Annotated in this window: 26 protein-coding genes; 17 read left to right on the forward strand and 9 right to left on the reverse strand. The window is 29.7% G+C overall.

What is annotated here, in order from left to right:
- Window position 1: 1 nt before the first annotated feature.
- Window positions 2–229 carry a FeoA family protein gene (locus tag IEW75_RS11630; protein ID WP_134249058.1) on the reverse strand — a complete coding sequence of 76 codons (228 nt, stop codon included), beginning with the start codon at window positions 227–229 and terminating at the stop codon, window positions 2–4.
- A gap of 71 nt (window positions 230–300) precedes the next feature.
- Window positions 301–978, reverse strand: coding sequence for an SCO family protein (locus IEW75_RS11635; RefSeq protein ID WP_134249057.1), 678 nt, complete (start codon window positions 976–978; stop codon window positions 301–303).
- Between the two features lie 162 nt (window positions 979–1,140).
- Between IEW75_RS11635 and rseP the strand changes: the two genes are divergently transcribed.
- Together rseP and IEW75_RS11645 are read left to right on the forward strand one after the other, a co-directional pair.
- Complete coding sequence (gene rseP / locus IEW75_RS11640) at window positions 1,141–2,460, forward strand: RIP metalloprotease RseP (protein ID WP_134249056.1); 1,320 nt, start codon at window positions 1,141–1,143, stop codon at window positions 2,458–2,460.
- 166 nt (window positions 2,461–2,626) lie between these two features.
- Window positions 2,627–3,886, forward strand: coding sequence for a glycoside hydrolase family 27 protein (locus tag IEW75_RS11645; protein ID WP_134249055.1), 1,260 nt, complete (start codon window positions 2,627–2,629; stop codon window positions 3,884–3,886).
- Here the strand turns inward: IEW75_RS11645 and IEW75_RS11650 are convergent.
- Window positions 3,883–4,536 carry an HD domain-containing protein gene (locus tag IEW75_RS11650; RefSeq protein WP_134249054.1) on the reverse strand — a complete coding sequence of 218 codons (654 nt, stop codon included), beginning with the start codon at window positions 4,534–4,536 and terminating at the stop codon, window positions 3,883–3,885. The two genes, IEW75_RS11645 and IEW75_RS11650, sit on opposite strands and share 4 nt — an antisense overlap.
- 65 nt (window positions 4,537–4,601) lie before the next feature.
- Window positions 4,602–5,012, reverse strand: a complete 411-nt coding sequence (locus IEW75_RS11655) for a BrxA/BrxB family bacilliredoxin (protein WP_134249053.1) — start codon at window positions 5,010–5,012, stop codon at window positions 4,602–4,604.
- Between the two features lie 146 nt (window positions 5,013–5,158).
- Between IEW75_RS11655 and IEW75_RS11660 the strand changes: the two genes are divergently transcribed.
- Entirely contained in the window at window positions 5,159–5,899 is a 741-nt protein-coding gene (locus IEW75_RS11660; protein ID WP_134249052.1) for a TerB family tellurite resistance protein, read from the forward strand.
- A 128-nt stretch (window positions 5,900–6,027) separates the two neighbouring features.
- Here the strand turns inward: IEW75_RS11660 and IEW75_RS15960 are convergent, their stop codons facing one another.
- Together IEW75_RS15960 and IEW75_RS15965 are read right to left on the reverse strand one after the other, a co-directional pair.
- Complete coding sequence (locus IEW75_RS15960; protein WP_308423335.1) at window positions 6,028–6,255, reverse strand: hypothetical protein; 228 nt, start codon at window positions 6,253–6,255, stop codon at window positions 6,028–6,030.
- Between the two features lie 141 nt (window positions 6,256–6,396).
- Window positions 6,397–6,918 (reverse strand): metallophosphoesterase family protein, encoded by a 522-nt coding sequence (locus IEW75_RS15965; RefSeq protein WP_308423336.1) that lies wholly within the window; start codon window positions 6,916–6,918, stop codon window positions 6,397–6,399.
- A gap of 145 nt (window positions 6,919–7,063) precedes the next feature.
- Between IEW75_RS15965 and ileS the strand changes: the two genes are divergently transcribed.
- From ileS to IEW75_RS11720, 11 genes are all read left to right on the forward strand, one after another.
- Window positions 7,064–10,471, forward strand: a complete 3,408-nt coding sequence (ileS, locus tag IEW75_RS11670; protein ID WP_134249051.1) for an isoleucine--tRNA ligase — start codon at window positions 7,064–7,066, stop codon at window positions 10,469–10,471.
- 3 nt (window positions 10,472–10,474) lie between these two features.
- Window positions 10,475–10,855: a TraR/DksA family transcriptional regulator gene (locus tag IEW75_RS11675; protein ID WP_134249050.1), complete on the forward strand. Its 381-nt coding sequence runs from the start codon at window positions 10,475–10,477 to the stop codon at window positions 10,853–10,855.
- Between the two features lie 82 nt (window positions 10,856–10,937).
- On the forward strand, window positions 10,938–11,531 hold the full coding sequence (locus IEW75_RS11680; protein ID WP_134249049.1) for a lipoprotein signal peptidase: 594 nt from the start codon (window positions 10,938–10,940) through the stop codon (window positions 11,529–11,531).
- 71 nt (window positions 11,532–11,602) lie between these two features.
- Window positions 11,603–11,932 carry an ArsR/SmtB family transcription factor gene (locus IEW75_RS11685; RefSeq protein WP_134249048.1) on the forward strand — a complete coding sequence of 110 codons (330 nt, stop codon included), beginning with the start codon at window positions 11,603–11,605 and terminating at the stop codon, window positions 11,930–11,932.
- Between the two features lie 58 nt (window positions 11,933–11,990).
- Complete coding sequence (locus tag IEW75_RS11690) at window positions 11,991–12,464, forward strand: DUF6428 family protein (protein WP_134249047.1); 474 nt, start codon at window positions 11,991–11,993, stop codon at window positions 12,462–12,464.
- Window positions 12,465–12,551: 87 nt separating this feature from the next.
- Window positions 12,552–12,875: a thioredoxin family protein gene (locus IEW75_RS11695; RefSeq protein WP_134249046.1), complete on the forward strand. Its 324-nt coding sequence runs from the start codon at window positions 12,552–12,554 to the stop codon at window positions 12,873–12,875.
- 29 nt (window positions 12,876–12,904) lie between these two features.
- Window positions 12,905–13,519 (forward strand): low molecular weight phosphatase family protein, encoded by a 615-nt coding sequence (locus IEW75_RS11700; RefSeq protein ID WP_134249045.1) that lies wholly within the window; start codon window positions 12,905–12,907, stop codon window positions 13,517–13,519.
- Window positions 13,519–14,550, forward strand: a complete 1,032-nt coding sequence (gene arsB, locus IEW75_RS11705; protein ID WP_134249044.1) for an ACR3 family arsenite efflux transporter — start codon at window positions 13,519–13,521, stop codon at window positions 14,548–14,550. Before IEW75_RS11700 ends, arsB begins: the two co-directional genes overlap by 1 nt.
- Window positions 14,551–14,552: 2 nt before the next feature.
- Window positions 14,553–15,530: a permease gene (locus IEW75_RS11710; protein WP_134249043.1), complete on the forward strand. Its 978-nt coding sequence runs from the start codon at window positions 14,553–14,555 to the stop codon at window positions 15,528–15,530.
- Between the two features lie 18 nt (window positions 15,531–15,548).
- Window positions 15,549–15,950: a nitrophenyl compound nitroreductase subunit ArsF family protein gene (locus IEW75_RS11715; RefSeq protein WP_134249042.1), complete on the forward strand. Its 402-nt coding sequence runs from the start codon at window positions 15,549–15,551 to the stop codon at window positions 15,948–15,950.
- On the forward strand, window positions 15,950–16,657 hold the full coding sequence (locus tag IEW75_RS11720) for an aromatic aminobenezylarsenical efflux permease ArsG family transporter (RefSeq protein WP_134249041.1): 708 nt from the start codon (window positions 15,950–15,952) through the stop codon (window positions 16,655–16,657). The genes IEW75_RS11715 and IEW75_RS11720 overlap by 1 nt, the downstream gene beginning before the upstream one ends.
- Before the next feature lie 385 nt (window positions 16,658–17,042).
- On the opposite strand, the gene IEW75_RS11725 is transcribed toward IEW75_RS11720, so the two are convergent.
- Complete coding sequence (locus IEW75_RS11725) at window positions 17,043–18,293, reverse strand: pyridoxal-dependent decarboxylase (protein ID WP_134249040.1); 1,251 nt, start codon at window positions 18,291–18,293, stop codon at window positions 17,043–17,045.
- Between the two features lie 171 nt (window positions 18,294–18,464).
- Between IEW75_RS11725 and uvrC the strand changes: the two genes are divergently transcribed.
- A complete protein-coding gene (uvrC, locus tag IEW75_RS11730; protein WP_134249039.1) occupies window positions 18,465–20,258 on the forward strand; it encodes an excinuclease ABC subunit UvrC in 1,794 nt (597 codons plus the stop codon).
- Window positions 20,255–22,498 (forward strand): patatin-like phospholipase family protein, encoded by a 2,244-nt coding sequence (locus IEW75_RS11735; RefSeq protein WP_134249038.1) that lies wholly within the window; start codon window positions 20,255–20,257, stop codon window positions 22,496–22,498. The genes uvrC and IEW75_RS11735 overlap by 4 nt, the downstream gene beginning before the upstream one ends.
- A 46-nt stretch (window positions 22,499–22,544) precedes the next feature.
- Here the strand turns inward: IEW75_RS11735 and IEW75_RS11740 are convergent, their stop codons facing one another.
- Together IEW75_RS11740 and IEW75_RS11745 are read right to left on the reverse strand one after the other, a co-directional pair.
- On the reverse strand, window positions 22,545–24,095 hold the full coding sequence (locus IEW75_RS11740; RefSeq protein WP_134249037.1) for an Rne/Rng family ribonuclease: 1,551 nt from the start codon (window positions 24,093–24,095) through the stop codon (window positions 22,545–22,547).
- A 272-nt stretch (window positions 24,096–24,367) separates the two neighbouring features.
- A complete protein-coding gene (locus IEW75_RS11745; protein ID WP_134249036.1) occupies window positions 24,368–24,658 on the reverse strand; it encodes an HU family DNA-binding protein in 291 nt (96 codons plus the stop codon).
- A gap of 133 nt (window positions 24,659–24,791) precedes the next feature.
- Here IEW75_RS11745 and mutY point away from each other — a divergent pair, with 133 nt between their 5' ends.
- Entirely contained in the window at window positions 24,792–25,832 is a 1,041-nt protein-coding gene (gene mutY / locus IEW75_RS11750; RefSeq protein WP_134249035.1) for an A/G-specific adenine glycosylase, read from the forward strand.
- The last annotated feature ends 6 nt before the right edge of the window (window positions 25,833–25,838 follow it).

Genomic DNA, 25,838 nt, shown 5'->3' on the forward strand with positions numbered 1-25,838 from the left:
GTTAGAAATTAACAATTGATATTTTTTCTGCTGTTTCTTTTCTAATTGCTAAGTGACTACCATTTACTTTAATATATAGAGGGTCTTGCATTGGTGCTACTTGAATTAATTGCACCTCAATACCAGGTAAACAACCCATTTCAAGCAATTTTAGAGGAATGTTTTCTAGACAAAGTTTTTCTATAAAAGCTTTCTCTCCAATTTTTAAATTTGCAATTGTTTTTAGCATTATTAAGAATGATTTTAAATAATAAGCAAATATACTAAATTAGAATCATTCTAAACAATGACAATTATCATTTAATTTTTAGATTGACTTTGTAAAAGTTTAATATCTGCAATTAAACGTTGTATATCTTTAGTGTCAGTACCATCATAAAAACCTCTAATCTGACGTTTTTTATCAACTAATATAAAATTTTCGGTATGAATAAAATCTTGTAAACCACCATCGCCTTCATCTAAAACGGCGAAATAACTTTTACGAGCTAGGTCGTAAATATGTTTTTTAGGGCCTGTTGTAATATTCCATTTAGCATCTATTACACCTTTATCTATAGCGTATTGTTTTAAAACTGGAACACTATCCATAATTGGAGTTACGGAATGTGAGATAAATTTAATGTCGTCATCATCTATAAAAACATCCTGTAATTTAGCAATATTGTTTGTCATAACTGGGCAAATAGTCATACATCTCGTAAAGAAAAAGTCAGCAACATAAATTTTATCTTTATAATCTTCCTGTGTTATGGTGTCACCATTTTGATTGATAAGTTTAAAATCTAACACTTTATGATTTCTTCTAATATGTACCAAACTTTCATCAACTAATCTTGGATTTACATCTGCTGGATTATAAACTGGTAGTTTTTTTTCAGGCGTTAATAGTGAATAGATAGCATAAATCATTATTACAGAAAAAAATGCCATAATAATTAATGTAGGAACCGATTTTTTGAAGAATTTTAAATCCATTTTATGTGTAAAATTAAAACACAAATTTAAAACAAATAGCCCTATTAGTTACTTAACTATTCTAAATGTTTGTTAAAAGGTTCATTTATCGAATTATTCGTTTTTTAAAACTGTATTTAAAACCGTACATTTGTGCGATTTTAGATTTTTGAAAATACATTTATGGAAATATTGATTAAAGCTTCACAATTTATTTTAAGTTTATCGTTTTTGATAGTACTGCACGAATTAGGACATTTTATTCCTGCAAAAATATTTAAAACACGTGTAGAAAAATTTTACTTATTTTTTGATTATAAATTCTCATTATTTAAAAAGAAAATTGGCGATACCGTTTATGGTATTGGTTGGATTCCTTTAGGAGGATATGTAAAAATATCTGGTATGATAGACGAAAGTATGGATACCGAACATCTTAACAAACCTGCTGAACCTTGGGAATTTAGATCTAAACCAGCTTGGCAACGTTTAATTATTATGTTAGGTGGTGTAACTGTTAATTTTATTTTAGGTATTGTAATTTATATTATGATAACCTTTGTTTGGGGTATAGATTTTGTAAAACCAGAGGGAGTAAAAAATGGATTTGCGGTTCACGAAACTTTTAAAGAATACGGATTTAAAGATGGTGATATAATTACAAAATTTAATGGGGTAGCCCCTTTAGATGTTACCGATGTAAATAAACATTTATTTTTAAGAGATATTACTTCTTTAGATGTAATTCATGAAGATGGAAAAACAGCAACTATTGCAATTCCAGAAGATATAGGAAGTATCATGTGGGAAAAAGGGGTTATGGAACCTTTTAAAATAAGAACAAATCCAGTAATTGATACAGTTATTGTAGGTTCTCCAGCAGATATATCTGGAATTTTAAAGAATGATAGAATAATATCAATTAACAATACACCAGTGGTTTTTTGGCAAGATTTTTCTGAAATTGCCGCAAATTCTACTGAAGATAAGTTAATAGTTGAAGTTGAGAGAAATGGAGTTTCTAATACAATCTCAATAGTTCCTAATGAAGATAGAACTATTGGTGTTTCAAATTATAGACAAAGTGGTATAGATGTTCAACATAAAGACTTTTCCTTTTTAGAAAGTATTTCAAAAGGAAATTCTTTAGCTATATGGACTTTAAAAGATTATATAACGCAATTTAAATACGTATTTACCAAAAAAGGAGCTACTAGTATTGGTGGTTTTATTGCCATTGGAAATATTTTTCCAGCAACATGGAGCTGGCAATCATTTTGGAGTATTACAGCATTTTTATCAATTATGCTTGGGTTTATGAATTTACTACCAATTCCGGCACTGGATGGTGGTCACGTAGTTTTTACATTGTATGAAATGATTACAGGTAGAAAGCCAAACGATAAATTTTTAGAGTACGCCCAAATTACAGGGTTTTTAATTCTAATTGCTTTACTTTTATTAGCCAATGGAAATGATATAGTAAAGTTATTTTCTAATTAACGGATACTAAAAAATACAAAAAAGCTGTCTTAAAATTAAATTTTAAGACAGCTTTTTTGTTTCAAAACAATCAAAATTGATTAGATTTACAGTTGGTAAAATTTATAACGAATATTGATTATTTTACGAATTAAAATTTTAAAACTAAATTGAAACTCATATTAGAATGAATAAATTATTAACACTTGCATTAGCAGTACTTTTAGCAGCCTGTAATAAATCAACTGCATTAAAAACACCCGAGACATTTAACAGCAAATCTGAAATTAAAACTTCTAAAAAACCTATTATGGGTTGGGCAAGTTGGAATAATTACAGAGTTAATATTAATGAAGATATTATAAAATCTCAGGCAGATGCAATGGTTGCAAAAGGGTTAAAAGATGTTGGCTATTCATACATTAATACAGACGATGGTTTTTTTGGAGGAAGAGATGAAAATGGTAATTTATTAGTACATAAAGAACGTTTTCCTAATGGTATGAAATCACTTGCAGCTTATATCCATTCCAAAGGTTTAAAGGCTGGTATTTACTCAGATGCTGGTATTAATACTTGTGCCTCTTATTGGGATAAAGATACTATTGGCGTTGGAATGGGATTGTACGGACACGATAGAAATGATTTAACCTTATTTTTAAAAGAATGGGATTACGATTTTATAAAAGTAGATTGGTGTGGAGGTGATTGGTTAGGGTTAGATGAACAAACTAGGTATACCGAAATTGGTAACATAATAAAAGAAATTAAACCTAGTACAGTATATAATATTTGTAGATGGGAATTCCCGGGAACTTGGGTAACACAAGTTGCCGATTCTTGGAGAATTTCTGGAGATATTGATAATAAATTTCATTCAATTTTGGCAATTATAGATATAAATGCCAATTTATGGATACATAGTTCTTACGGGAGATACAATGATATGGATATGCTACAAGTTGGTAGAGGTATGACTTATGAAGAAGATAAGGCACATTTTTCTATGTGGTGTTTAATGCAATCTCCTCTTTTATTAGGAAACGATTTATCTACAATGAGTAAAGAAACTACTGAAATAATTACAAATAAAGAAGTTATTGCACTTAACCAAACAGATTTTGTATACCAAGCGAGACGTATGGTAGATTATGGTGATTTGGAAGTTTGGGCAAAACCATTGGTTTCAACTATTAGTGGGGAAGTTGCAGTTGGATTGTTAAATAGGTCTAAAAAGGCAACAGCAATTTCTTTTAATTTAGAATCTGTAGGTCTAGATGCAACTGCGTCTTATACTATGCGCGATTTATGGTCGAAAAAAGATTTTCCTGCTTCTACAAATAATAAAATTTCTTTTGAAGTGCCAGCTCATGGTATTGTAGTGCTTAACATAAAAGGAAAAGCATTACCATATAATGTATTTCAATATAAAAGTAATGAAATCTAAGAATTTCCTTCCCATTCATTATAAAACTGCTGAAGAAAGTTTTCCATAAATTGGTGACGTTCTTCGGCAATTTTTTTACCCGAAACGGTATTCATTTTATCCTTTAGCAGTAATAATTTTTCGTAAAAATGATTAATCGTTGGCGCTTCAGAATTTTTATATTCCTCTTTAGTCATGTTTAAGTTTGGAGCAATTTCAGGATTGTAAAGCTGCCTATTTTTAAACCCTCCATAATTAAAACAGCGGGCAATACCTACAGCGCCAATGGCATCTAACCTATCTGCATCTTGAACAACATCTAACTCTGGCGAAGTAAAATTTTGTTCAAAATTTCCTCCTTTATAAGAAATGTTGTTAATTATATTTTCAATATGAAGTATAATTTCATTCGGTACTTTTTCACTTTCTAAAAACGCTCTTGCCACTTTTGGGCCAATAGTTTCATCGCCATTGTGGAATTTTGAATCTGCAATATCGTGTAATAAGGAACCTAATTCAACAATAAAACTATTTACATTTTCATTTCTAGCTATTTGTTTTGCATTGTTCCAAACACGTAAAATGTGAAACCAATCATGACCTCCTTCAGCATCTTTTAAAGTTTCTTTTACAAAGGATACAGTATTTGAAATTATATAATCTTTCTTCATTTTTTAAAAATAAAAAAATCCATTCAAAACAGAATGGATTTTTATTTTTTTAATTTAAAATATTTTTAACAAAACTCTTCGTAAGCTCCTGCTAAATTAGAAGCAATAACTTCTGCTGGTCTTCCTTCAATATGATGACGTTCTAGCATATGAACTAAAACTCCATCTTTAAATAATGCAATTGCTGGTGAAGATGGAGGAAAAGGAATCATAAATTCTCTTGCTTTTCCAGTTGCTTCAGCGTCAACTCCTGCAAATACGGTTACTAAATTATTTGGTACTTTGTCAGCTTGTAAAGAAGCTACAGCTCCAGGTCTACAAGTACCAGCAGCACAACCACAAACCGAGTTTACAACTACTAAAGTTGTTCCTTCATTTTTTAATATTTGTTCAACTTCTTGAGCTGTGTGTAACGATATAAAACCTGCATTTTCTAATTCTTGCTGCATAGGTCTTACTAATTCTGGTGGATACATATTTTTAATTTTTTTGTTAGACGTAATTTGTCGCAAATATAAGGGTTTAATTACTAAAAGTTTATTAAACTTTTAACAACTGTATCTAAAGTTGACTTTAGCTATCCTAAAATTTCAATGTATCTTTGTGCTTTCAAAAAAATAATATGGCAAATTTTATTAAATGGTTGGGTGCTGGACTGGGTTTTGCAGTTGGAGGGCCAATAGGAAGTGTTTTAGGATACGTAGTTGGAAATTTTATTGAAGGATTTACGGCTGGTGATGTGCAGCGTGCAACCACGTATTCAACATCAAGTAGGAATGCACAATCGGGAGATTTTGAAATAAGTTTATTATTACTTTCGGCAATTGTTATTAAGGCAGATGGTAAAATAGATCAACGTGAATTGTCTTTTGTAAGGTTGCATTTTAAAAATATGTATGGCGAAGAAAGAGCCAATAATGCTTTTAAACTATTTAAGGGATTTATAAAGAACAACAATATTTCTACGCGCCAAATTTGTATGCAAATTCGTCAAAATATGACGCATGCTTCACGATTACAATTACTTCATTTTTTATTTGGACTTGCAAAAGTTGACGGTGCTGTTATTGAAGCAGAAGTAAATGCCATTAAAACAATTGCAGGTTATTTATACATAAGCCAATATGATTTTGAATCAATAAAGGCCATGTTTTATGATAGTTCTGAAAGTGCTTATAAAATATTAGAAATTGAAAAGACTGCTAGTAACGATGAGTTAAAGAAAGCCTATAGAAAAATGGTAAAAAAATACCATCCAGATAAATTACAACATTTAGGAGATGAACATGTAAAAGGTGCTGAAGATAAGTTTAAACAAGTACAAAAAGCCTACGAACAAATTCAAAAAGAAAGAGGTTTATAAATTCTATAAAATAAAGGAGACCCATTTATAAACTGTTTGTCCAATTTAAGGTTAGAAGAAATTTAGTTTGGTTAAAATTATTTTAGCCCCAAATTTTGTTAAGTGCCTCTTTCTAGAGGCGCTTTTTTTTATTTTAAATATAACTCAATAGCCGTTGGTCCTTCTAAAACTGTTTTTACAATTTGTAAGGTGCCATCTTCACGAGAAATAATATGCCATTTTATTAATGAAATTTTCATATCAACAATCTCAATTCCTGTTATAGAACGTGGATGTACGCAACTTCCATCATTAAAATAAGGCAATTCATTTGGTTCTGGAAAACGAGGTCTATGTGTGTGACCTGCAATTACCATTTGGTTGTTATTTGCTAAGATCCATTTTTTAAGTCTGCGTTCAACTTTAATTAATTCCTTAAAATTTTTAGCAGGACTTGTAGGATCTTTTATGCCAACTACTTGTAGAGGTTTCCATAAAATTCGTACTAAAAACCGACTCTATTTCCACCATACATAATTGTAAAAATCTGCTTGATGACCGTGAATTAGTAATATATTTTTATCAAACCCTTCTGGTTCTAAAATAATTCCTTCATTAAAAATTAAACCAGTTAACAAATCTTTATCGGTTCCAGAAATCTTATCAAAATAGGTATTTAAAAGTTTGGCAGATTTTTTTTTACTTTTTAAAGTCATATCATGATTTCCCCAAATCATGTGTAATTTCTTTTTTAAATGAAACTCACGTAATAACATAAATGAATTTTTATGTGCTTCAAAAATTTCGTTAAAAAATAGGTTTTCCCATAACTCAATTCCGTCACCCAATTCTATATAGGTGAAATCATTTTTGAGGTAATTTTGTAACGCATCGAAATGAATATTACTGTTATTGGCAAAATCATCAGCATAACTATTATCACCTCTATGACAGTCACTAAAAAATATAAATTTTGAGTTCTTTTTTAGAGGAATTCTTTTAGCCTTTTTATAAGAAATAGATATAATATTTTGAATCATATTTGGATATAAAATGAATGCAAATGTAAACTTAATTTAAATCTGTTAAATTCAGTGAATTAACTATTAAATTTTTTACAATTTATAAAATGATATTTTCAATAAAATCCGTAATTTCGCAAACTAATTGAATTAAAGCATAAAAATGAGTAAAAAGTTTAGAGAATATAAGGGTTTGAACCTCACTAAAGTAGCAGATGAAACTTTAGCGTTTTGGGAAAAGGAAGATATTTTCGAAAAAAGTATAGCTACAAGAAGTGAAAATAAACCTTTTGTCTTTTTTGAAGGACCACCTTCAGCAAATGGTTTACCAGGAATACATCACGTAATGGCAAGGGCAATAAAAGACATTTTTTGTAGATATAAAACCTTACAAGGCTTTCAAGTAAAAAGAAAAGCAGGTTGGGATACACATGGATTGCCAATTGAATTAGGTGTTGAAAAAGAATTAGGAATTACCAAAGAAGATATTGGTAAAAAAATAACGATTGAAGAGTATAACGAAGCTTGTAAAAAAGCCGTAATGCGTTATACCGATGTTTGGAACGATCTTACAAAACGTGTTGGGTATTGGGTAGATATGGAAGATCCATATGTTACATACAAACCAAAATATATGGAAACTGTTTGGTGGTTATTGGCCGAAATGTATAAAAAAGGCCTAATTTATAAGGGCTATACCATTCAGCCATATTCGCCTAAGGCAGGAACTGGGTTAAGTTCTCACGAATTAAATCAGCCAGGAACCTATCAAGATGTTACTGACACAACTGCGGTTGCACAATTTAAAGCTGTAAAAAACACCTTACCAGAAATGTTGCAAAATATTGAGGGAGATGTACACTTTTTGGCTTGGACTACAACACCTTGGACGTTGCCTTCTAACACAGCATTAACAGTTGGTAAAAAGATAGATTATGTGTTGGTGAAATCTTTCAACCAATATACGTTTGAACCAATAAATGTTATTCTAGCTAAGAATTTAGTAGGAAAACAATTCACTAAGAAATTCTTTGTTGTTGAAAGTGAAGCACAACTTTTAGAGTACAAAGAAAATGACAAAAAGATTCCTTATATAATTGTTAATGAATTTAAAGGAACAGATATTTTAGAAGCTAAATACGAACAATTATTGCCATATGCATTGCCATATAAAAACCCTGAAAATGCTTTTAGGGTAATTGCTGGTGATTTTGTAACCACAGAAGATGGTACCGGAATTGTACATACAGCGCCAACTTTTGGTGCTGATGATGCACTAGTGGCGAAACAAGCAAGTCCAGAAGTGCCACCAATGTTGGTGTTAGACGATAATGGAAACCCTGTTCCTTTGGTAGATTTACAAGGAAGGTTTACCAAACATATGGGTGAATTTGCAGGAAAATATGTTAAAAACGAATACTATAATGAAGGCGAAGCTCCAGAACGTTCGTTAGATGTAGATCTTGCTATAAAATTAAAGGAAGAAAATAAAGCATTTCACGTAGAAAAATACCGTCACAGCTATCCACATTGTTGGAGAACTGATAAGCCAATTTTATACTATCCGTTAGATTCTTGGTTTATAAAAGTGACTGACAAACGTGATAGAATGTTTGAATTAAATAATACTATTAACTGGAAACCAAAATCAACCGGTGAAGGTAGATTTGGAAACTGGTTAAAAAATGCCAACGACTGGAATTTATCACGTTCTCGTTATTGGGGGATTCCATTACCAATTTGGAGAACCGAAGACGGAACGGAAGAAATTATGATTGGTTCTGTTGAAGAACTAAAAGCTGAAATGAAAAAATCAGTAGAAGCAGGATTATTAAAAACTGATATTTTTGATGATTTTGAAGTTGGAAATATGAGCGAAGAAAACTATGATAAAATTGACCTTCATAAAAATGTGGTTGATGCAATTACCTTAGTTTCTCCAAAAGGACAGCCAATGAAACGTGAAAGCGATTTAATTGATGTTTGGTTCGATTCTGGCTCAATGCCGTATGCACAATGGCATTATCCATTTGAGAATAAGGAGCTTATAGATAATAAAGAATTCTTCCCGGCAGATTTTATTGCAGAAGGAGTTGACCAAACTCGTGGATGGTTTTATACATTACATGCAATCGGAACCATGGTTTTTGATTCTGTAGCTTATAAAAATGTAGTCTCTAACGGACTTGTTTTAGATAAAGAAGGCAAAAAAATGAGTAAGCGTTTAGGAAATGCCATAGATCCGTTTGAAACAATGGACAAATATGGTGCAGATGCTACACGTTGGTATATGATTTCAAATGCAAATCCTTGGGATAACTTAAAATTTGATATTGAAGGAATTGATGAAGTTAGAAGAAAATTCTTTGGAACATTATACAATACCTATTCATTCTTTTCATTGTATGCGAATTTAGATAATTTTACCTATGCTGAAGATGAAATTGCTATTGAAAATAGACCAGAAATTGACCGTTGGATTCTTTCTGAATTAAACACATTAATAAAAAATGTTGAAAAATTCTATGAAGAATATGAACCTACAAAAGCAGCTCGTACAATTCAAGAATTTGTTGGAGAAAATTTAAGTAACTGGTTTGTTCGTTTAAGCAGAAGACGTTTTTGGAAAGGTGATTACGGGCAAGATAAAATTTCAGCATACCAAACATTATATACGTGTTTGTTGAATGTTGCTAAATTAGCTTCTCCAATTGCACCATTTTTTATGGACAATCTATATAAAGATCTAATTTCGGTAACTGGTAAAGAAGATTTCGAATCTATACATTTAGGGGAGTTTCCAAGTTTTGATGTAAGTTTGATGGATGCGAAATTAGAACACAAAATGCAACAAGCTCAGAAAATATCTTCAATGGTATTATCGTTACGTAAAAAGGAAATGATAAAAGTGCGTCAACCATTACAAAGAATTATGATTCCTGTTTTGGATGAAGCTGACAGAGAAGAAATTTTAGCTGTTCAAAACTTAATTATATCTGAAGTAAACGTTAAAGAAATTGAATTAATTGATGATGCTTCTGGAATGTTAGTAAAAACAATAAAACCTAATTTTAAAGTACTTGGACCTAAATTTGGGAAAGAGATGAGGTTTGTTGGTCAGGCTATTCAAAAGTTAACACAAGAAGACATTGCAACTATTGAAAAACAAGGCGAAATAACTTTAAATATCAACGAAAAAATTGTAAATTTAACAATAGATGAAGTAGAAATTACATCACAAGATATTGAAGGTTGGTTAGTAGCTAATCAAGGTGGTTTAACAGTTGCTTTAGACGTTACAATTACAGATGAATTGAGAAATGAAGGTAATGCACGTGAATTAATTAACAGAGTTCAAAACCTTAGAAAAGAATCTGGTTTAGAAGTAAATGACAAAATTAAGTTGATTATTCAAAAAAATGATATATTAGAGCGCTCAATTGAAGCAAATCAAGATTATGTAAAAACAGAAACCCTAACAAGTGAGTTGGTGTTTGAAGAAATAGTAGAAAAAGGCACAGAAATTGCTTTTGACGATGTAAATACCAAAATATTAATTCAAAAAATGTAAGTTATGAATGAAAACACAAATAAATATTCAGATAAAGACTTAGCTGAATTTAAAGAAATAATTTTGAATAAGATTGCACATGCTGAAGAGGATTTAGGCTTATTAAAAAGTTCATTTAAAAACGATAGCAATAACGGAACTGATGATACTTCACCTACTTTTAAAGCTTTTGAAGAAGGCTCTGAAACAATGTCTAAAGAAGCAAATGTACAATTAGCTATTCGTCAAGAAAAGTTTATTAGAGATTTAAAAAACGCTTTAATACGCATAGAAAACAAAACCTATGGCGTGTGTCGTGTTACAGGAAAACTAATTAGAAAAGAACGTTTAAAGTTAGTTCCGCATGCAACATTAAGTATTGAAGCTAAAAACATGCAACAATAAGAACTATAATTTTTAAAGAAAAAGGGAGCTTTCTTAATTTGAAAGCTTCATTTTTTTGACATCAAACAAAAGCTCAAAAAAGTTGAAAAAAGCAATAGCAATAATAGTTGTCATCTTATTAATAGATCAAATTAGTAAAATTTATATTAAAACTAATTTCTTTTACGGAGAGGAAGTAGTGGTTTTTGATTGGTTTCGTATTTATTTTATTGAGAATAATGGGATGGCCTGGGGAGCTGAATTTGGCGGGAAATCAGGAAAATTATTTTTAACAATATTTAGATTATTTGCAATTGCAGGTATTGGCTATTGGTTGTATTCTTCAGTTAAAAAAAACGCACCCAATATTTTAATTGTAGCCATTTCACTAATTTTTGCAGGAGCAATGGGTAATATTATAGACTCTGTCTTTTACGGGGTAATTTTTGACACACCCATAAATGGAGTTGCTACATTATTTGCCGAAAAGCCTTATGGCGAATTATTTTATGGAAAAGTAGTAGACATGCTCTATTTCCCTATTTGGAGTGGTGATTTACCAGAATGGTTGCCTATTTGGGGAGGCAAACCTTTCACCTTTTTTAATGCTATTTTTAATGTTGCCGATACTGCTATTTCTACGGCAGTTGGTATATTAATTGTTTTTAATAAAAAGGCATTTCCAAAACACGACTAATTCTTTTCATTAAATATACTAAGGGAAATTTTAATTTATGTAATTATTAATCGTATATTTGCGATGAACTTATGAGAAGAACTACTAACACCATAGATTATTTGGCTGAAACTGAAGAGTTGGCACGATTTGCTAAAGCTTTAGGGCATCCAACACGGATTAAAATTTTAAATTATTTAGAAAATCAAAGTTGTTGTTTTACGGGAGATTTATTAGAAGTGATTCCGTTAGCACAATCAACAATTTCACAACATTTAAAGGAATTGAAAGCTGCAGGTTTAATTCAAGGAGAAGTAAATCCGCCAAAAATTAAATATTGTATAAACCAAGAAAATTGGGATAAGGCAAAGCAATTATTTAATAACTTTTTTAGTGATAGAAATATAGTTTCTTGTGAATAAAAAAAATTAACAACCTTAATCGTGTATTTGCGATTAACTAACTTAAAAAAAATAGGAAATGAGGATTCAACAAATTAAAGAGCATCTAAAAAATTTAAACGCTATAGCCTTTCAATTACCCGATGGTAGTTTAGTGCCCAGCCACTTTCATGTGACCGAAGTAGGTAAGGTAACCAAGCACTTTATAGATTGCGGAGGAACACTTAGAAATGAAGTTGTTGCAAATTTTCAGTTGTGGGAAGCAAATGATTATGATCACCGATTACATCCTGAAAAATTAATTCATATTATAGAGTTGTCAGATAAGTTATTAGATCTTGGCAATTTAGAAATTGAAGTAGAATACCAAGCAACTACAATTGGAAAATATGGATTGGATTTTGATGGTACAAACTTTTTATTAACAACAAAACAAACAGATTGTTTAGCGAAGGATAATTGTGGTATTCCACAAGAAAAAACAAAAGTTAATCTTTCAAATTTGGAAAGTGAAGTTTCAAATTGTTGTTTACCTAATTCAAATTGCTGTTAATTAAATTTAAAGAGATATTAAAATATAAAATAGTTTAAAATGAAATGCATAGCATTCTCAAATTAAAATTATAAAAATTAATAAGTTATGAGCAAAGTAATAAAAATATTGGGAACAGGTTGCCCAAGTTGTATAAGTACTGAAAAAGTGGTAACAGAAGTTGTAAATGAATTAAACATTGACGCTAAAATTGTAAAAGTAACTGAAATTATGGATATCATGGCATATGACGTTATGAGAACTCCAGCAGTTGTTATTGATAATAAAGTAATGATAAAAGGAAAAGTGCCAAGCAAAAATGAATTGAAAGCATTGTTGGTAGATAATTTTGCAAATAACGCATGTTGTTCTGATGAAGTTTCAGGATCTTCTTGTTGCTCAACTGACGAAAGCGAAACGGGTTGTTGCTAATTATTAATAAAACTAACTAAATACCAACTATGTTATTTCAAGAAATTAAGAACACTTTTGAAGCATTGAAAGATAGTCCTATTTCAGAAGAAAGAAAAGCAGATTTGCAACCGTTTGTAGATTATATCCAATCTAAAGTTTCTAAAGGAAAGAATGTAAATCTAAACTTTATTTGCACACATAATTCACGTAGAAGTCATTTGTCTCAGGTATGGGCACAAGCTGCTGCATATTATTGTAATATAAAAAATGTGTATTGTTATTCGGGAGGAACCGAAGCTACTGCAATGTTTCCAATGGCTGTAAAAGCGTTAAGTGTTGTTGGTTTTCAAATTATGAAAATATCAGAAACAGAAAACCCCGTTTACAGTATTAAATATGCTGAAAATGAACATCCAATAATAGGATTTTCTAAAACGTATGATAGTGAATTTAATCCTCAAGGAGAATTTGCAGCATTAATGACTTGTTCTCATGCCGATGAAAATTGTCCTGTAATTTTAGGTTGTGAAAGTAGAATACCTGTTAGGTATGAAGATCCAAAAGCGTTTGATAATACGCCCCAACAAGCTGAAAAGTATATAGAAAGAAGCAATCAAATAGCGTCGGAAATGTTGTTTGTATTTTCTCAAATAAAGAAATAATGAAAAAGAGACTTAAATTTTTAGACCGATTTCTAACCTTGTGGATTTTTTTAGCAATGGCAATTGGAGTTGCCATCGGTTATTTCTTTCCTCAAGCTTCCACAATTACTGAATCTATGTCAGTTGGCACAACAAACATACCATTAGCAATTGGATTGATTCTAATGATGTACCCACCATTGGCAAAAGTTGATTATAGCTTAATTCCAACAGTTTTTAAAGACACAAAATTAATGTCCATGTCTTTATTTTTAAACTGGATTGTAGGTCCAATTTTAATGTTTGTGTTAGCAATAATATTTTTAAGAGATGAACCTGGGTACATGTCGGGTTTAATTTTAATTGGTTTAGCACGTTGCATTGCAATGGTAATTGTATGGAACGATTTGGCTGGAGCAAGCAGAGAATACGGTGCTACATTAATTGCCTTAAATAGTGTATTTCAAATAGTAACATACAGTTTTTATACGTGGTTGTTTATCACTGTTTTACCAAATTATTTTGGTTTAGAAGGTTTTGATGTAAATATTACAATCTTTGAAGTTGCTAAAAGTGTTTTAATTTATTTAGGAATTCCATTAATAGCTGGGTTCTTAAGTAGAAAATATCTAACAAAATATAAAGGTGAAGATTGGTATAATCGAAAATTTATTCCTTTTATTTCACCAATTACTTTAATTGCGTTGTTAGCCACAATTGTTTTAATGTTTAGCTTAAAAGGCGATTTAATTGTTGAAATTCCTTTTGATGTGCTAAAAATTGCGGTGCCTTTAGTTATTTATTTTATACTAATGTTTTTTGTGAGTTTCTTTATTGGGAAAGCAATGAATATAGATTATAAACGAAATGCTGCCGTTGCATTTACCGCTACAGGAAATAATTTTGAATTGGCAATAGCAGTTGCAATAGCGGTTTTTGGCATTAATTCTCAGCAAGCTTTTACAGGTGTTATAGGACCTTTGGTTGAAGTTCCAGTTTTAATTTTACTGGTGAAAGTCTCATTGTGGTTAAAGAAAAAATACTATAAATAGTTATGTTCGATTGGATTCAACAATTTGCAGATTGGTTGGTATTTGATGTTTTTAAATTAGAAGAAGGGAAACATTTAACGGAAGCATTAAATTTCTTTATTTACGATTCTATAAAGATTCTATTACTTGTTTTTGTAATCATCTTTTTTATGGGAATTGTTAATAGTTATTTTCCCGTTGAAAAAGTTAGAAATTATTTATCACGTAAAAAATTATATGGTTTTGAGTATTTTATGGCCTCACTTTTTGGTGTTGTAACTCCATTTTGTTCGTGTTCATCTGTACCTTTATTTATTGGTTTTGTAAAAGGTGGAATTCCTTTAGGAGTTACCTTTGCATTTTTAATTACCTCACCTTTGGTTAATGAAGTTGCTATTGGTTTATTTATAGGTTTATTCGGATTAAAAACAACAATAATTTATGTAATAAGTGGTGTTTTACTAGGGACAATTTCTGGTATAATTCTTCAAAAATTAAAGCTTGAAAAATATTTAACACCTTGGGTACAACAAGTATTAGAGAATTCGCAAAAAGAAACTGAACGTTTTGAGTTGGAAGGAATGTCATTAAAAGATCGTTTACCTTCAATATGGAAAGAAACCAGCACTATTTTAAAGGGAATAGTACCTTATGTAATTGTAGGTATTGCTATAGGCGGTTTAATGCATGGTTATATTCCAGATGGTTTTTTTGAAGAGTATTTAAGTAAAGATAATTGGTTTGCAGTACCAATTGCAACGTTGTTGGCTGTGCCCATGTATTCTGGAGCTTCAGGAATTTTACCTGTTATTCAAGTATTGGTTTCAAAAGGAATTCCTTTAGGTACGGCGATTGCTTTTATGATGGGTGTTGTAGGCTTGTCTTTACCAGAAGCAATGTTATTAAAAAAAGTAATGACTATTAAATTAATAGCCATTTTCTTTTCTGTGGTTACAGTTTGTATTATAATTTCGGGGTATGTATTTAATATTATTTTTTAATTATATAAATTTCACAAAATGAAAAATTTACAGTTAGTAGTAGTATTTTGTTTGCTTTTTGTTTCAGGGTATGGACAATCGGTTAACAAAATTGAAGTAATAGATTTTCACTCAACACACAGATGTATTACTTGCAAAGCAATTGAATCGAATACTAAATTAGTGCTAGAAACTAATTTTGAAAAAGAATTGAAAGATGGTACCATCAGTTTTCAAGTAGTAAATGTTGATGATGAAAATAATTATAAGCTTGCCGAAAAATTTCAAGCTACTGGAACCGCATTATTTTTAAATGTAATTTCTAATGGAGAGGAAAAACAAATAGATTTAACGCAGTTTGGTTTTATGTATGGAAAAAATACAGCAGAATTTACAAAAAGATTGAAAAGCAGAATCGAAAAGCAATTGAGTAAAATCTAATGGAATTCTTACAGGCACTACTTGAAAATTATAATATCCCAATTTTATCGGCTTTTGTTTTGGGCTTAATGACAAGTATTAGTCCTTGTCCTTTAGCAACAAACATTACAGCTACAGCTTTTATTTCAAAAAATATTGCAAGTAAAAGAAAGGTTTTTTTAAGTGGTGTTATTTATTCATTAGGAAGAGCTTTTAGTTATACTGTAATTGGACTTGTTTTATTTTTTGGGTCTAGTAAATTTCAAGTTGGCCGTTTTTTTCAACAAAATGGCGAAAAATATTTAGGACCGTTACTTATTATTTTTGGCTTAATTATGTTGAATATACTTAGGCTAAACTTTTTAGGAAAATTTAATTTTACCGAAAAATTATCAAAAAAATTTATTAATAAAGGGTTATTAGGCTCTTTTTTAATAGGGGTTCTTTTCGCTTTAGCGTTTTGTCCATATAGTGGCGCATTGTATTTTGGATTGTTAATTCCTATGACAATTTCTAGTCTTGACGGATTGTATTTGCCTATTGTTTTTGCAATAGGAACAGGAATTCCTGTAATTGTATTTACCTATTTATTAGCTTTTGCAGCATCGAAAATAAGTGTTTTTTATAATAGAATTGCTCAAGTTGAAAAATGGACACGTACTATTGCAGGAATTGTTTTTGTAATTACAGGAGTGTATTACATTTTTATTTTTGCCAACGTTTTTTAATTTTTTAAATTAGTAGAAAATAAATTGAGTTATGATTAAACTTCAAAAATTATTTAGAAATCCTATTTATCTATTGTTAACAGTGTTAATATCCATATTGCTTTTACTACTTTTGCTGAATTATATGTATGATATAGGTTATTATTTAGGAGGAGCATTACATAAATAGTTAAAATAGTTTTTAATGAAGTTAAGAAATATTCGTCGTTAATATAAATAAGTCTAAAATGAGTGAAAAGAAAAAACTGTTAGTAGCGGGTATTGTATTTGTAGTTACATTTTTAGTATTTAGAGCTATTTTTTCAAATTGGGAGTACTTAAAGTCTCTTGTTTTTGGAAGTTAAAAATGGTTGAGGATAAGACTTTTTGATTTATTTTACGCTTTTTAATTCATATCAAGCGAAACAAGTTCTTTTTGTAATTCTTCAACAAAAATTATTAAATCGTCAATTTCAACGTGATCCATCATAATAACTTTATACCAACTATTTGCACCATTATGAGTATCTGGAACTAGTCCAAATTTATGAGCAATATTTTTAGGAATATATTCCGATTTTAGAGTTACAATATTCATAAAAGGATCTCTAAAATACTCAATATTTAATGCATCCATTTGTTTTGTAAACCATTTGGTGCGCAGTAATAAGGTATTAATTTTTTCGAACCATCCGTAATAACCATAGCTAAATAATATCATCCAAACCGCAATGGCATTTGCTCCTGAGCGGCTACCTACTATGGTTAAATCCATTCCGTCTACATACTGTGCTTCTGTGGTTAACACATTTTCAATTAGTCCTTTTCTACATAAAAAAACACCGGTTCCGTATGGAGCCTGTAACATTTTATGTGCATCAATTGTGATAGATGAAATGTTGGGATTTTCAAAATTTATGGTAGAATTTTTGTTTGAAATCGGATAAATAAAACCACCAAAAGCACCATCTACATGAATTTTGAAAGCAACATTGTATTTTTCTAAAATTTCTGCATACATATCTGGATTATCAACAGAACCAAACATAGTTGTAGCCATGTTAGAAATAACCATAAAGTATTTTTTTCCATTCGAAATAAGATCTTTAACAATACTATCTAATTCGTCTTTTAAAATTTCCCTTGAATTAAAATCAACAGGAATACTTACATTTTCAATACTTAATAAATTAGACCCTTTATGAACAGAATAATGAGTGTCTTCAGAAGATAAAATCACCATTTCATCTAAAGTAGCATTAAATTCTTTTTTGTATAAATTTCTATAAACCCATAATGCTTGAATGTTTGCTTCGGTACCACCGGTAGCAATATAGCCATCATATTCATTTTCTTTTGCTTTAAAAATATCAACAGCTAAAACTTGAATAATTTCACGCTCTAATTCTTGAGAACCTTTAAAAGCTTCTTCACTTTTTCCTAAAGTATGACAACCAATATTGTTAGGGTTTGCAATAAATGATTTTAATAAAGGCGACTCATCTAAAAAAGAACCACTGGTGTTAAATACATTTTCATCTAACCTTGAGACAGGATAGCCCAAAGCCTTACTAGTTTGAAAATTTACATTTGCATTTAATGCGGTATCAATTCTTTTTATTAATTTTTCTTTTGAATATTTTTTCCAATACTTCATGTTAACCATAGTTATGAATTATGTAAAAAACACGTAAAATAAATATGTTTTTTAAATATTTCGCAAAAATATATAAATAATCTGTAATTAAATTAATTTTATGAAGATTTTTAAGAGGAAACTAAAATCCATATAAAAAGTAGTACTTTTATTTTTTAAAACAATAAATTTTTGGAATTAGAGATTCAAATAAAAACCTTACCAAATCAACCAGGTGTTTATCAATATTACGATAAAAACGGGACTATTTTGTATATAGGAAAGGCTAAAAACTTAAAAAAGAGAGTTGCTTCCTATTTTAATAAAAACCACGAGTACGGAAAAACGAGGGTTTTAGTAAAAAAAATAGCTACCATTAAACACATTGTTGTTAATACGGAAACGGATGCTTTATTGTTAGAAAATAACTTAATAAAAAAGTACCAGCCTAAATACAATGTGATGCTAAAGGATGATAAAACATATCCTTGGATTTGCATTAAAAAAGAACGATTTCCACGTGTGTTTTTAACAAGAAATGTTATAAAAGATGGTTCGGAATATTTTGGCCCGTATACTTCCGTAAGAACTGCAAAAGCATTATTAGATTTAATTAAAGAATTGTATCAATTACGCTCTTGTAATTACGATTTAAGTAGAAAAAATATAGCTGAATTAAAATATAAAGTGTGTTTAGATTTTCATATTGGAAATTGTAAAGGCCCTTGTGAAGGTTTACAAACTCAAGAAAGTTATAATACCAATATTGTAGCAATTAGAAATATAATTAAAGGAAACTTTAAAGAATCTATCAAATCTTTTCATCAATTAATGATTGATTTTGCAGATAAAATGGAATTTGAAGAGGCTCAAAAAATTAAAGAAAAGATTGACTTATTAGCCAATTATCAGTCAAAATCAACCGTTGTTAATCCTTCCATTACAAATGTAGATGTTTTTTCAATTGTTTCGGATGAGAGTTATAGTTATGTGAATTTCTTTAAAATATCAAATGGCTCAATTATTCAATCGCACACCATAGAAATTAAAAAGAAGTTGAACGAAACAGATAAAGAGTTATTAGAGCTCGCAATTGTTGAAATTCGTCAACGTTTTAATTCGCAATCTAAAGAAATTTATGTGCCTTTTATAGTTGATTTAGGTGAAGATTTAAAAGTTACCGTCCCTGTTTTAGGAGATAAAAAACGCATTGTAGATTTAAGTATTAGAAATGCAAAATATTTTAGACAAGAGCAGTTTAAACAGATAAAAATTGTAGATCCAGATCGACATGTAAAAAGGTTAATGTCGCAAATGAAAAAAGACTTACGCTTAAGTGCCGAACCAAGGCATATAGAATGTTTTGATAATTCAAATATACAAGGAACAAACCCGGTTGCTGCTTGTGTAGTTTTTAGAAATGGAAAACCTAGTAAAAAAGAATATCGCAATTTTAATATTAAAACTGTTGAAGGCCCAGATGATTTTGCCTCTATGGAAGAAGTAGTTTTTAGAAGATATAAACGATTATTAGAAGAAGGGCAGAGTTTGCCACAATTAATTGTAATAGATGGTGGAAAAGGACAATTATCATCATCTTTAAAAAGTTTAGATATTTTAGGGCTAAGAAATAAAATTGCAATTATAGGAATTGCAAAAAGACTCGAAGAAATTTATTATCCAGAAGATCCAGTACCGTTATATTTGGATAAAAAATCTGAAACGCTAAAGATAATACAACAATTACGGAACGAAGCACATAGGTTTGGCATAACGCACCATAGAAATAAAAGAAGTAAAAAAGCGTTAGACAATGAATTAGCGCAAATTTCTGGTATTGGAAAACAAACTGTTGTATCTTTATTAAAGCATTTTAAGTTTGTAAAAAGAGTTCGTTTGGCTTCAATTGAAGAGTTAGAAAAAATAGTTGGAAAAGCACGGGCAATAAAAATAATTAATTACTATAAAAATTTAAAAACAAAGTGAAAAGAACTTTAATTTTTGTTTTTTTTCTTACATTTTTGGTAAGTTTTTCCCAAGAAAAACCTAATAATCAAGATGTTAAAGTGGGTCTTGTTTTAAGTGGTGGTGGAGCAAAAGGCTTCGCGCATGTATCCGTTTTAAAAGTTTTAGAAGAAGCCGGAGTTCGAGTAGATTATATTGGAGGCACAAGTATGGGGGCAATTATTGGTGCGCTCTATGCTTCAGGATATACTGCAAATCAATTGGATTCAATATTAAAAGTAATAGATTTTGATATTATTCTAACGGATCAAATGCCACGAAAATCAAAACCATTTTATGAAAAAGAAATTGGAGAAAAATATGCACTTTCATTACCAGTTAAAAATAAAAGAGTTGGGATTCCCAGGGCTTTGTCTGAAGGACAAAGTGTACTAAATTTACTTACTAAATTAACACAACATGTTAATAATATTAACGATTTTAATAAACTACCAATTCCATTTGTTTGTATTGCAACAAATTTAGAAACAGGAAAACAAGAAGTATTAAATTCAGGTTTTTTACCCGAAGCGGTTAAGGCAAGTGGCTCATTCCCAACATTATTAGCTCCTGTAGAAAGTGATGGAAAAATACTTACAGATGGAGGGATTGTAAATAATTTTCCTGTTGATGAAGTTATAAGTATGGGTGCTGATGTTATAATTGGTGTAGATATTCAAAGTGGGTTAGATAAAAAAGATAATTTGAACTCGGCTGTAGCAATAATAAACCAAATAGTTGGTTTTCAGATGTATAAAACATTAAATTATAAATATAGCAAGGTTGATGTTCTTATAAAACCAGATGTGACTAATTATAACGTTATTTCTTTTGATAAGATTAATGAAATTATGAAAGCAGGTGATGTTGCTGCTAGAGAACAAATTGTCAATCTTAAGGCCATAGCAAAACAACAAACCACCAAAGAAACTGCTAAAATAGATACAAAACAGTTACAATACGATATTAGTGATATTAGGATTCAGGGGAATTTAAATTATACAAGAGCATATATTCTTGGTAAATTAAATCTAAAAAAGCAAGATAAAACAGATTATAATAAATTAATTCAAAGTATAAATAACCTTTATGCTACTGGCAATTTTGAAAATATTCAATATAAAATTTTAGATGATACCGAAAATGAAGAAGGTAGTATTTTAAGCTTAAAAGTTAAAGAGCATAGAATTTCTAATTATTTGCAACTTGGGGCACATTTTGATGACTTATACAAAACAGGTATTATTATCAATTCAACCGCAAAACACCTTTTAAATAAGAACGATATAATTTCCGCTGACATAATTTTAGGTGATAATATTCGATATAATTTCGATTATTTTATTGATAATGGGTTTTATACTAGTTTTGGTGTAAAATCGAGGTACAATAGTTTTAATGCAAATATAAATTTTGAGCTAACGAATTCAAATATTGAAGAGTCTAATGTTAATGAAATAAATTTAGTGTATGAAGATTTTACAAACCAAATATATTTTCAAACCGTTTTTAATAGAGAGTTCGCTTTGGGAATTGGTGGAGAACACAAACATTTAAAAGCATTTACAGAAACAATATCATCACTTAATTCTAATATAACTGCAAATAGAGAAAAAAGGTTGTATTTTGATAATTCACATTACTTAAATCTAATTGCATATTTAAAAATTGATACCTATGACAAAAAGTATTTTCAAAAGCATGGAGTGTTTTTAGATACAGGTTTTAGATGGTTTTTAAGTTCTAGTGATTACGGTAATAACTTTAATTCCTTCTCTCAATTAAAAGGAAAGTTTGGTTTTGCGCATACTTTTTTCAATAAATTAACAACACATTTTATTTCAGAAGCTGGTTTTACAATTGGTGATAATAATAATAGAGCCTTAGATTATAATGTTGGTGGGTATGGCGAAAACTTTATAAATTCATTTATACCATTTTACGGATATGATCTAGCAGAATTAACAGCTGATGCTTTTTTAAAATCTGGTTTAACGTTAAGGTATGAGTTTTTGCCTAAAAATTATTTTTCCGCAACAGCTAATTATTCGAGAGTAGAGCCCGATTTATTTAATGAAGGAAGGGTTTTTGAAAACACCAAATCTGGTTATATGGTAGGTTATGGAATAGACACTTTTTTAGGACCTATTGAAATAAATTATTCTTGGTCTCCAGATCATTCTAAAAAGTATTGGCATTTTAATGTTGGGTATTGGTTTTAAAAAAAGCCCTACAATTAAGCAGGACTTTTATAAGATATTGTATGCATTATTCAATTAATTCACCACTGTTATTGGTAAATTCAAAATTTAAATATTGATAAGCATCTCTTGGTAAAATTTTAATCCACTTTTTGTGTTTTGCAAGCCATCTGTGTTGTATAGATGGGATACCTTTTTTTAAATAGGCAGCAATAAAAGGATGTACATTTAGTACAAGCTTTTTATGATCTTTTAATGTAATTAATTTTTCTAATTCAGCCTCAATTTTGTCTATTAGAACAATTGGTGCCTCAACCTCTCCTAAACCACTCGGATTAGGTTCTTGAGTTTTAATTACTAATTCAGGTCGTACTCTTTGTCTTGTAATTTGAACTAAACCAAATTTACTTGGAGGTAATATTTTATGTTTTGTTCTATCAAATGCCATTTCATTTCTTAAATGATCATAGAGTTTTTGTCTATGTTCTGCTGTGTGCATATCAATAAAATCTACAACAATAATTCCTCCCATATCACGCAATTGTAATTGTCTAGCAATTTCAGAAGCAGCAATTAAGTTAACTTCTAATGCAGTATCTGCTTGAGACATTGCTTTATTAGATCTATTACCGCTATTTACATCAATTACATGAAGTGCTTCGGTGTGTTCAATAACTAAATAAGCTCCTTTACTCATTGAAACTGTACGCCCAAAAGATGTTTTAATTTGACGTTCGATTCCAAATTTTTCAAAAATTGGATGTTTCGAATTGTATAAGGATACAATAGACTCTTTTTCAGGTGCAATTTCTTGTAGATATTCTTTGGTTTCTAAATACATTGTTTCATCATTTGTTACAATACTTGTAAAAGAATCATTAAAAATATCTCTTAAAATTGAAGAGGCTCTATTTAACTCACTTAATACTTTTATAGGTGTTTGTGGTCCTCTAGTATTTCTAATTTTTTTACACATTACCACCCATCTTTCTAAAGAGTTTTGTAAATCTTTATCTAAATCTGCTACTTTTTTATCTTCGGCAACAGTTCTAATAATAACTCCAAAACCTTTAGGTTTAATGCTTTTAATTAGTCTTTTTAATCGTTCTTTTTCTTCTGGGTTCTGTATTTTTTGTGATACGGAAACTCTGTCTGAAAAAGGAACTAAAACCAAATACCTACCTGCTATTGAAATTTCAGAACTCATTCTGGGTCCTTTTGTAGATATAGGTTCTTTAACTATTTGAACTAATAAGTTTTGACCTGTTTTTAATACATCAGCTATAGATCCATTTTTATCAATGTCTTTTTCTAGCTGAAAGTTTTTTAAAGTGTAATCTTTAATTTTACCTGTGCTTATACCTTTTATAAATTTATTTAATGATTTTAACTGTGCACCTAAATCGTGATAATGTAAAAAACCGTCTTTTTCGAAGCCTACGTTCACAAACGAAGCGTTCAAGCCAGACAATACTTTACCAATTTTTGCTAAAAAAACATCTCCAACAGAAAATTTATTTTCGTTAGATTCATTATTTAAGGCAGTTAATCTACCATCTTTTAATAAGGCAAAATCAATATCAGAGGAATTCGATCGTATAATTAATTCTGTTTTCACTCTGAATTGTTTTTATGTTCAAATTAAAAATTTGAACGATTTATAATTAAGTTTTACAGGAATTTTTACCCAACAATAGTTACTAGTAGCAACTATCTATTTCAATGAACTTTCTTTAAAGTCAAAGAAAAAGTAAGCTAAGCTTACTTTTTCTTTTTGTGTCTATTAGCTCTTGCTCTTTTTTTACGTTTATGAGTAGAGATTTTAGCTCTTTTTCTTTTTTTACCACTTGGCATAATAGAATGTTATTTAGTATTAATAAATCTTTTTAATTAGTTAACTTTAACCTTGCTTTTTACACCTTCTACAAAAACTTTTGCAGGTTTAAAAGCTGGTATGTTGTGTGCTGGTATTTTAATTGTAGTATTTTTAGAAATGTTTCTTCCAGTTTTTTCAGCTCTTGTTTTAATTATAAAACTACCAAATCCTCTTAAGTAAACATTATCTCCTTTTTCTAAGGAAGTTTTCACCTCGTCCATAAACGCTTCTACAGTTGCTAAAACATCTGTTTTTTCTATTCCAGATTTATCTGAAATATTTGATACGATTTCTGCTTTCGTCATTTTTAAATATATTTATATATGTTATTATAAAATTAAGACGGCAAATATAGGATATAATAATCAAAATCAAAAAGTTAATTCATTAAAATTTAATCAATTAAAACATGTAATATTGCATTTCTTAAATAAAGTGATGAAATTTTCTAACCAATTAACAGTCTGGTATTTACATAATAAAAGAGATTTGCCCTGGCGAGCAACTAAAAATCCATATTATATTTGGTTGTCAGAAATTATTTTGCAACAAACTAGAGTAGACCAAGGAATGGCTTATTATTTTAAGTTTGTGGAGCAATTTCCAAGTATTTTTGATTTGGCTGCCGCTTCAGAAGAAACAGTTTTAAAATTGTGGCAAGGGTTGGGGTATTATTCTAGAGCTAGAAACTTGCACTTTTCAGCAAAATATGTGGTTAATGAGTTGCAAGGTGAATTCCCTTCAAAATATAAAGAACTTTTAAATTTAAAAGGTGTTGGAGATTATACAGCTTCTGCAATTGCGTCTATTTGTTTTAATGAACCTACAGCTGTTGTTGATGGAAATGTATATAGAGTTTTGTCGCGTTATTTCGGAATTGATACACCTATTAATTCATCAAATGGAATTAAAGAGTTTAAACAGTTAGCGCAAGCACTTATTAATACTAAAATTCCTGGAACACATAACCAAGCTGTTATGGAATTTGGAGCAACAGTTTGCAAGCCGCAAAACGCAGATTGCAATAACTGTCCGTTAAATAATAGTTGTGTTGCTTTATCTAAAAGCATAATAAAAACATTACCTGTAAAAGAAAAAAAGCTTAAAATACGAAAGCGATACTTTAATTATTTGGTAATAAAAACTAAAAATAAAACAACGCAACTTGTAAAAAGAGAAAAAGGAATTTGGTTAAATATGTACCAATTCCCCTTGGTTGAAACCGATAAACCAATAAATCAACAAGAATTAATTGAGCACAGTACTTTTAATGAATTAGTTGATTTTAATACTGTAACAATTAAACTACATACCAAAAGTGTAAAACCACATAAATTATCTCATCAACATATTTATACAAAGTTTTGGATAATAGAAACACCTAATTCATTAAAATTTAGACATTCATGGAGCGATATTAAAAAATATCCTGTTCCAGTTTTAATAGATAATTTTTTAAATGAGTTTAATTACAACTAAAATTTT

This window comes from Lutibacter litoralis, from assembly GCF_014646675.1.
GTDB lineage: Bacteria > Bacteroidota > Bacteroidia > Flavobacteriales > Flavobacteriaceae > Lutibacter > Lutibacter litoralis.

Bases quoted from the DNA above. Each gene is read 5' to 3' on its own strand.
- mutY (WP_134249035.1), top strand. From the start codon at position 24,792: ATGAAATTTTCTAACCAATTAACAGTCTGGTATTTACATAATAAAAGA.
- IEW75_RS11650 (WP_134249054.1), bottom strand. From the start codon at position 4,536: ATGAAGAAAGATTATATAATTTCAAATACTGTATCCTTTGTAAAAGAA.
- IEW75_RS11655 (WP_134249053.1), bottom strand. From the start codon at position 5,012: ATGTATCCACCAGAATTAGTAAGACCTATGCAGCAAGAATTAGAAAAT.
- IEW75_RS11635 (WP_134249057.1), bottom strand. From the start codon at position 978: ATGGATTTAAAATTCTTCAAAAAATCGGTTCCTACATTAATTATTATG.
- IEW75_RS11685 (WP_134249048.1), top strand. From the start codon at position 11,603: ATGAGAAGAACTACTAACACCATAGATTATTTGGCTGAAACTGAAGAG.
- IEW75_RS11720 (WP_134249041.1), top strand. From the start codon at position 15,950: ATGGAATTCTTACAGGCACTACTTGAAAATTATAATATCCCAATTTTA.
- IEW75_RS11725 (WP_134249040.1), bottom strand. From the start codon at position 18,293: ATGAAGTATTGGAAAAAATATTCAAAAGAAAAATTAATAAAAAGAATT.
- IEW75_RS11745 (WP_134249036.1), bottom strand. From the start codon at position 24,658: ATGACGAAAGCAGAAATCGTATCAAATATTTCAGATAAATCTGGAATA.
- IEW75_RS11715 (WP_134249042.1), top strand. From the start codon at position 15,549: ATGAAAAATTTACAGTTAGTAGTAGTATTTTGTTTGCTTTTTGTTTCA.
- IEW75_RS11645 (WP_134249055.1), top strand. From the start codon at position 2,627: ATGAATAAATTATTAACACTTGCATTAGCAGTACTTTTAGCAGCCTGT.
- IEW75_RS11675 (WP_134249050.1), top strand. From the start codon at position 10,475: ATGAATGAAAACACAAATAAATATTCAGATAAAGACTTAGCTGAATTT.
- IEW75_RS11695 (WP_134249046.1), top strand. From the start codon at position 12,552: ATGAGCAAAGTAATAAAAATATTGGGAACAGGTTGCCCAAGTTGTATA.
- rseP (WP_134249056.1), top strand. From the start codon at position 1,141: ATGGAAATATTGATTAAAGCTTCACAATTTATTTTAAGTTTATCGTTT.
- ileS (WP_134249051.1), top strand. From the start codon at position 7,064: ATGAGTAAAAAGTTTAGAGAATATAAGGGTTTGAACCTCACTAAAGTA.
- IEW75_RS15960 (WP_308423335.1), bottom strand. From the start codon at position 6,255: ATGGTAATTGCAGGTCACACACATAGACCTCGTTTTCCAGAACCAAAT.
- IEW75_RS11690 (WP_134249047.1), top strand. From the start codon at position 11,991: ATGAGGATTCAACAAATTAAAGAGCATCTAAAAAATTTAAACGCTATA.
- IEW75_RS15965 (WP_308423336.1), bottom strand. From the start codon at position 6,918: ATGATTCAAAATATTATATCTATTTCTTATAAAAAGGCTAAAAGAATT.
- arsB (WP_134249044.1), top strand. From the start codon at position 13,519: ATGAAAAAGAGACTTAAATTTTTAGACCGATTTCTAACCTTGTGGATT.
- IEW75_RS11710 (WP_134249043.1), top strand. From the start codon at position 14,553: ATGTTCGATTGGATTCAACAATTTGCAGATTGGTTGGTATTTGATGTT.
- IEW75_RS11700 (WP_134249045.1), top strand. From the start codon at position 12,905: ATGTTATTTCAAGAAATTAAGAACACTTTTGAAGCATTGAAAGATAGT.
- IEW75_RS11660 (WP_134249052.1), top strand. From the start codon at position 5,159: ATGGCAAATTTTATTAAATGGTTGGGTGCTGGACTGGGTTTTGCAGTT.
- IEW75_RS11630 (WP_134249058.1), bottom strand. From the start codon at position 229: ATGCTAAAAACAATTGCAAATTTAAAAATTGGAGAGAAAGCTTTTATA.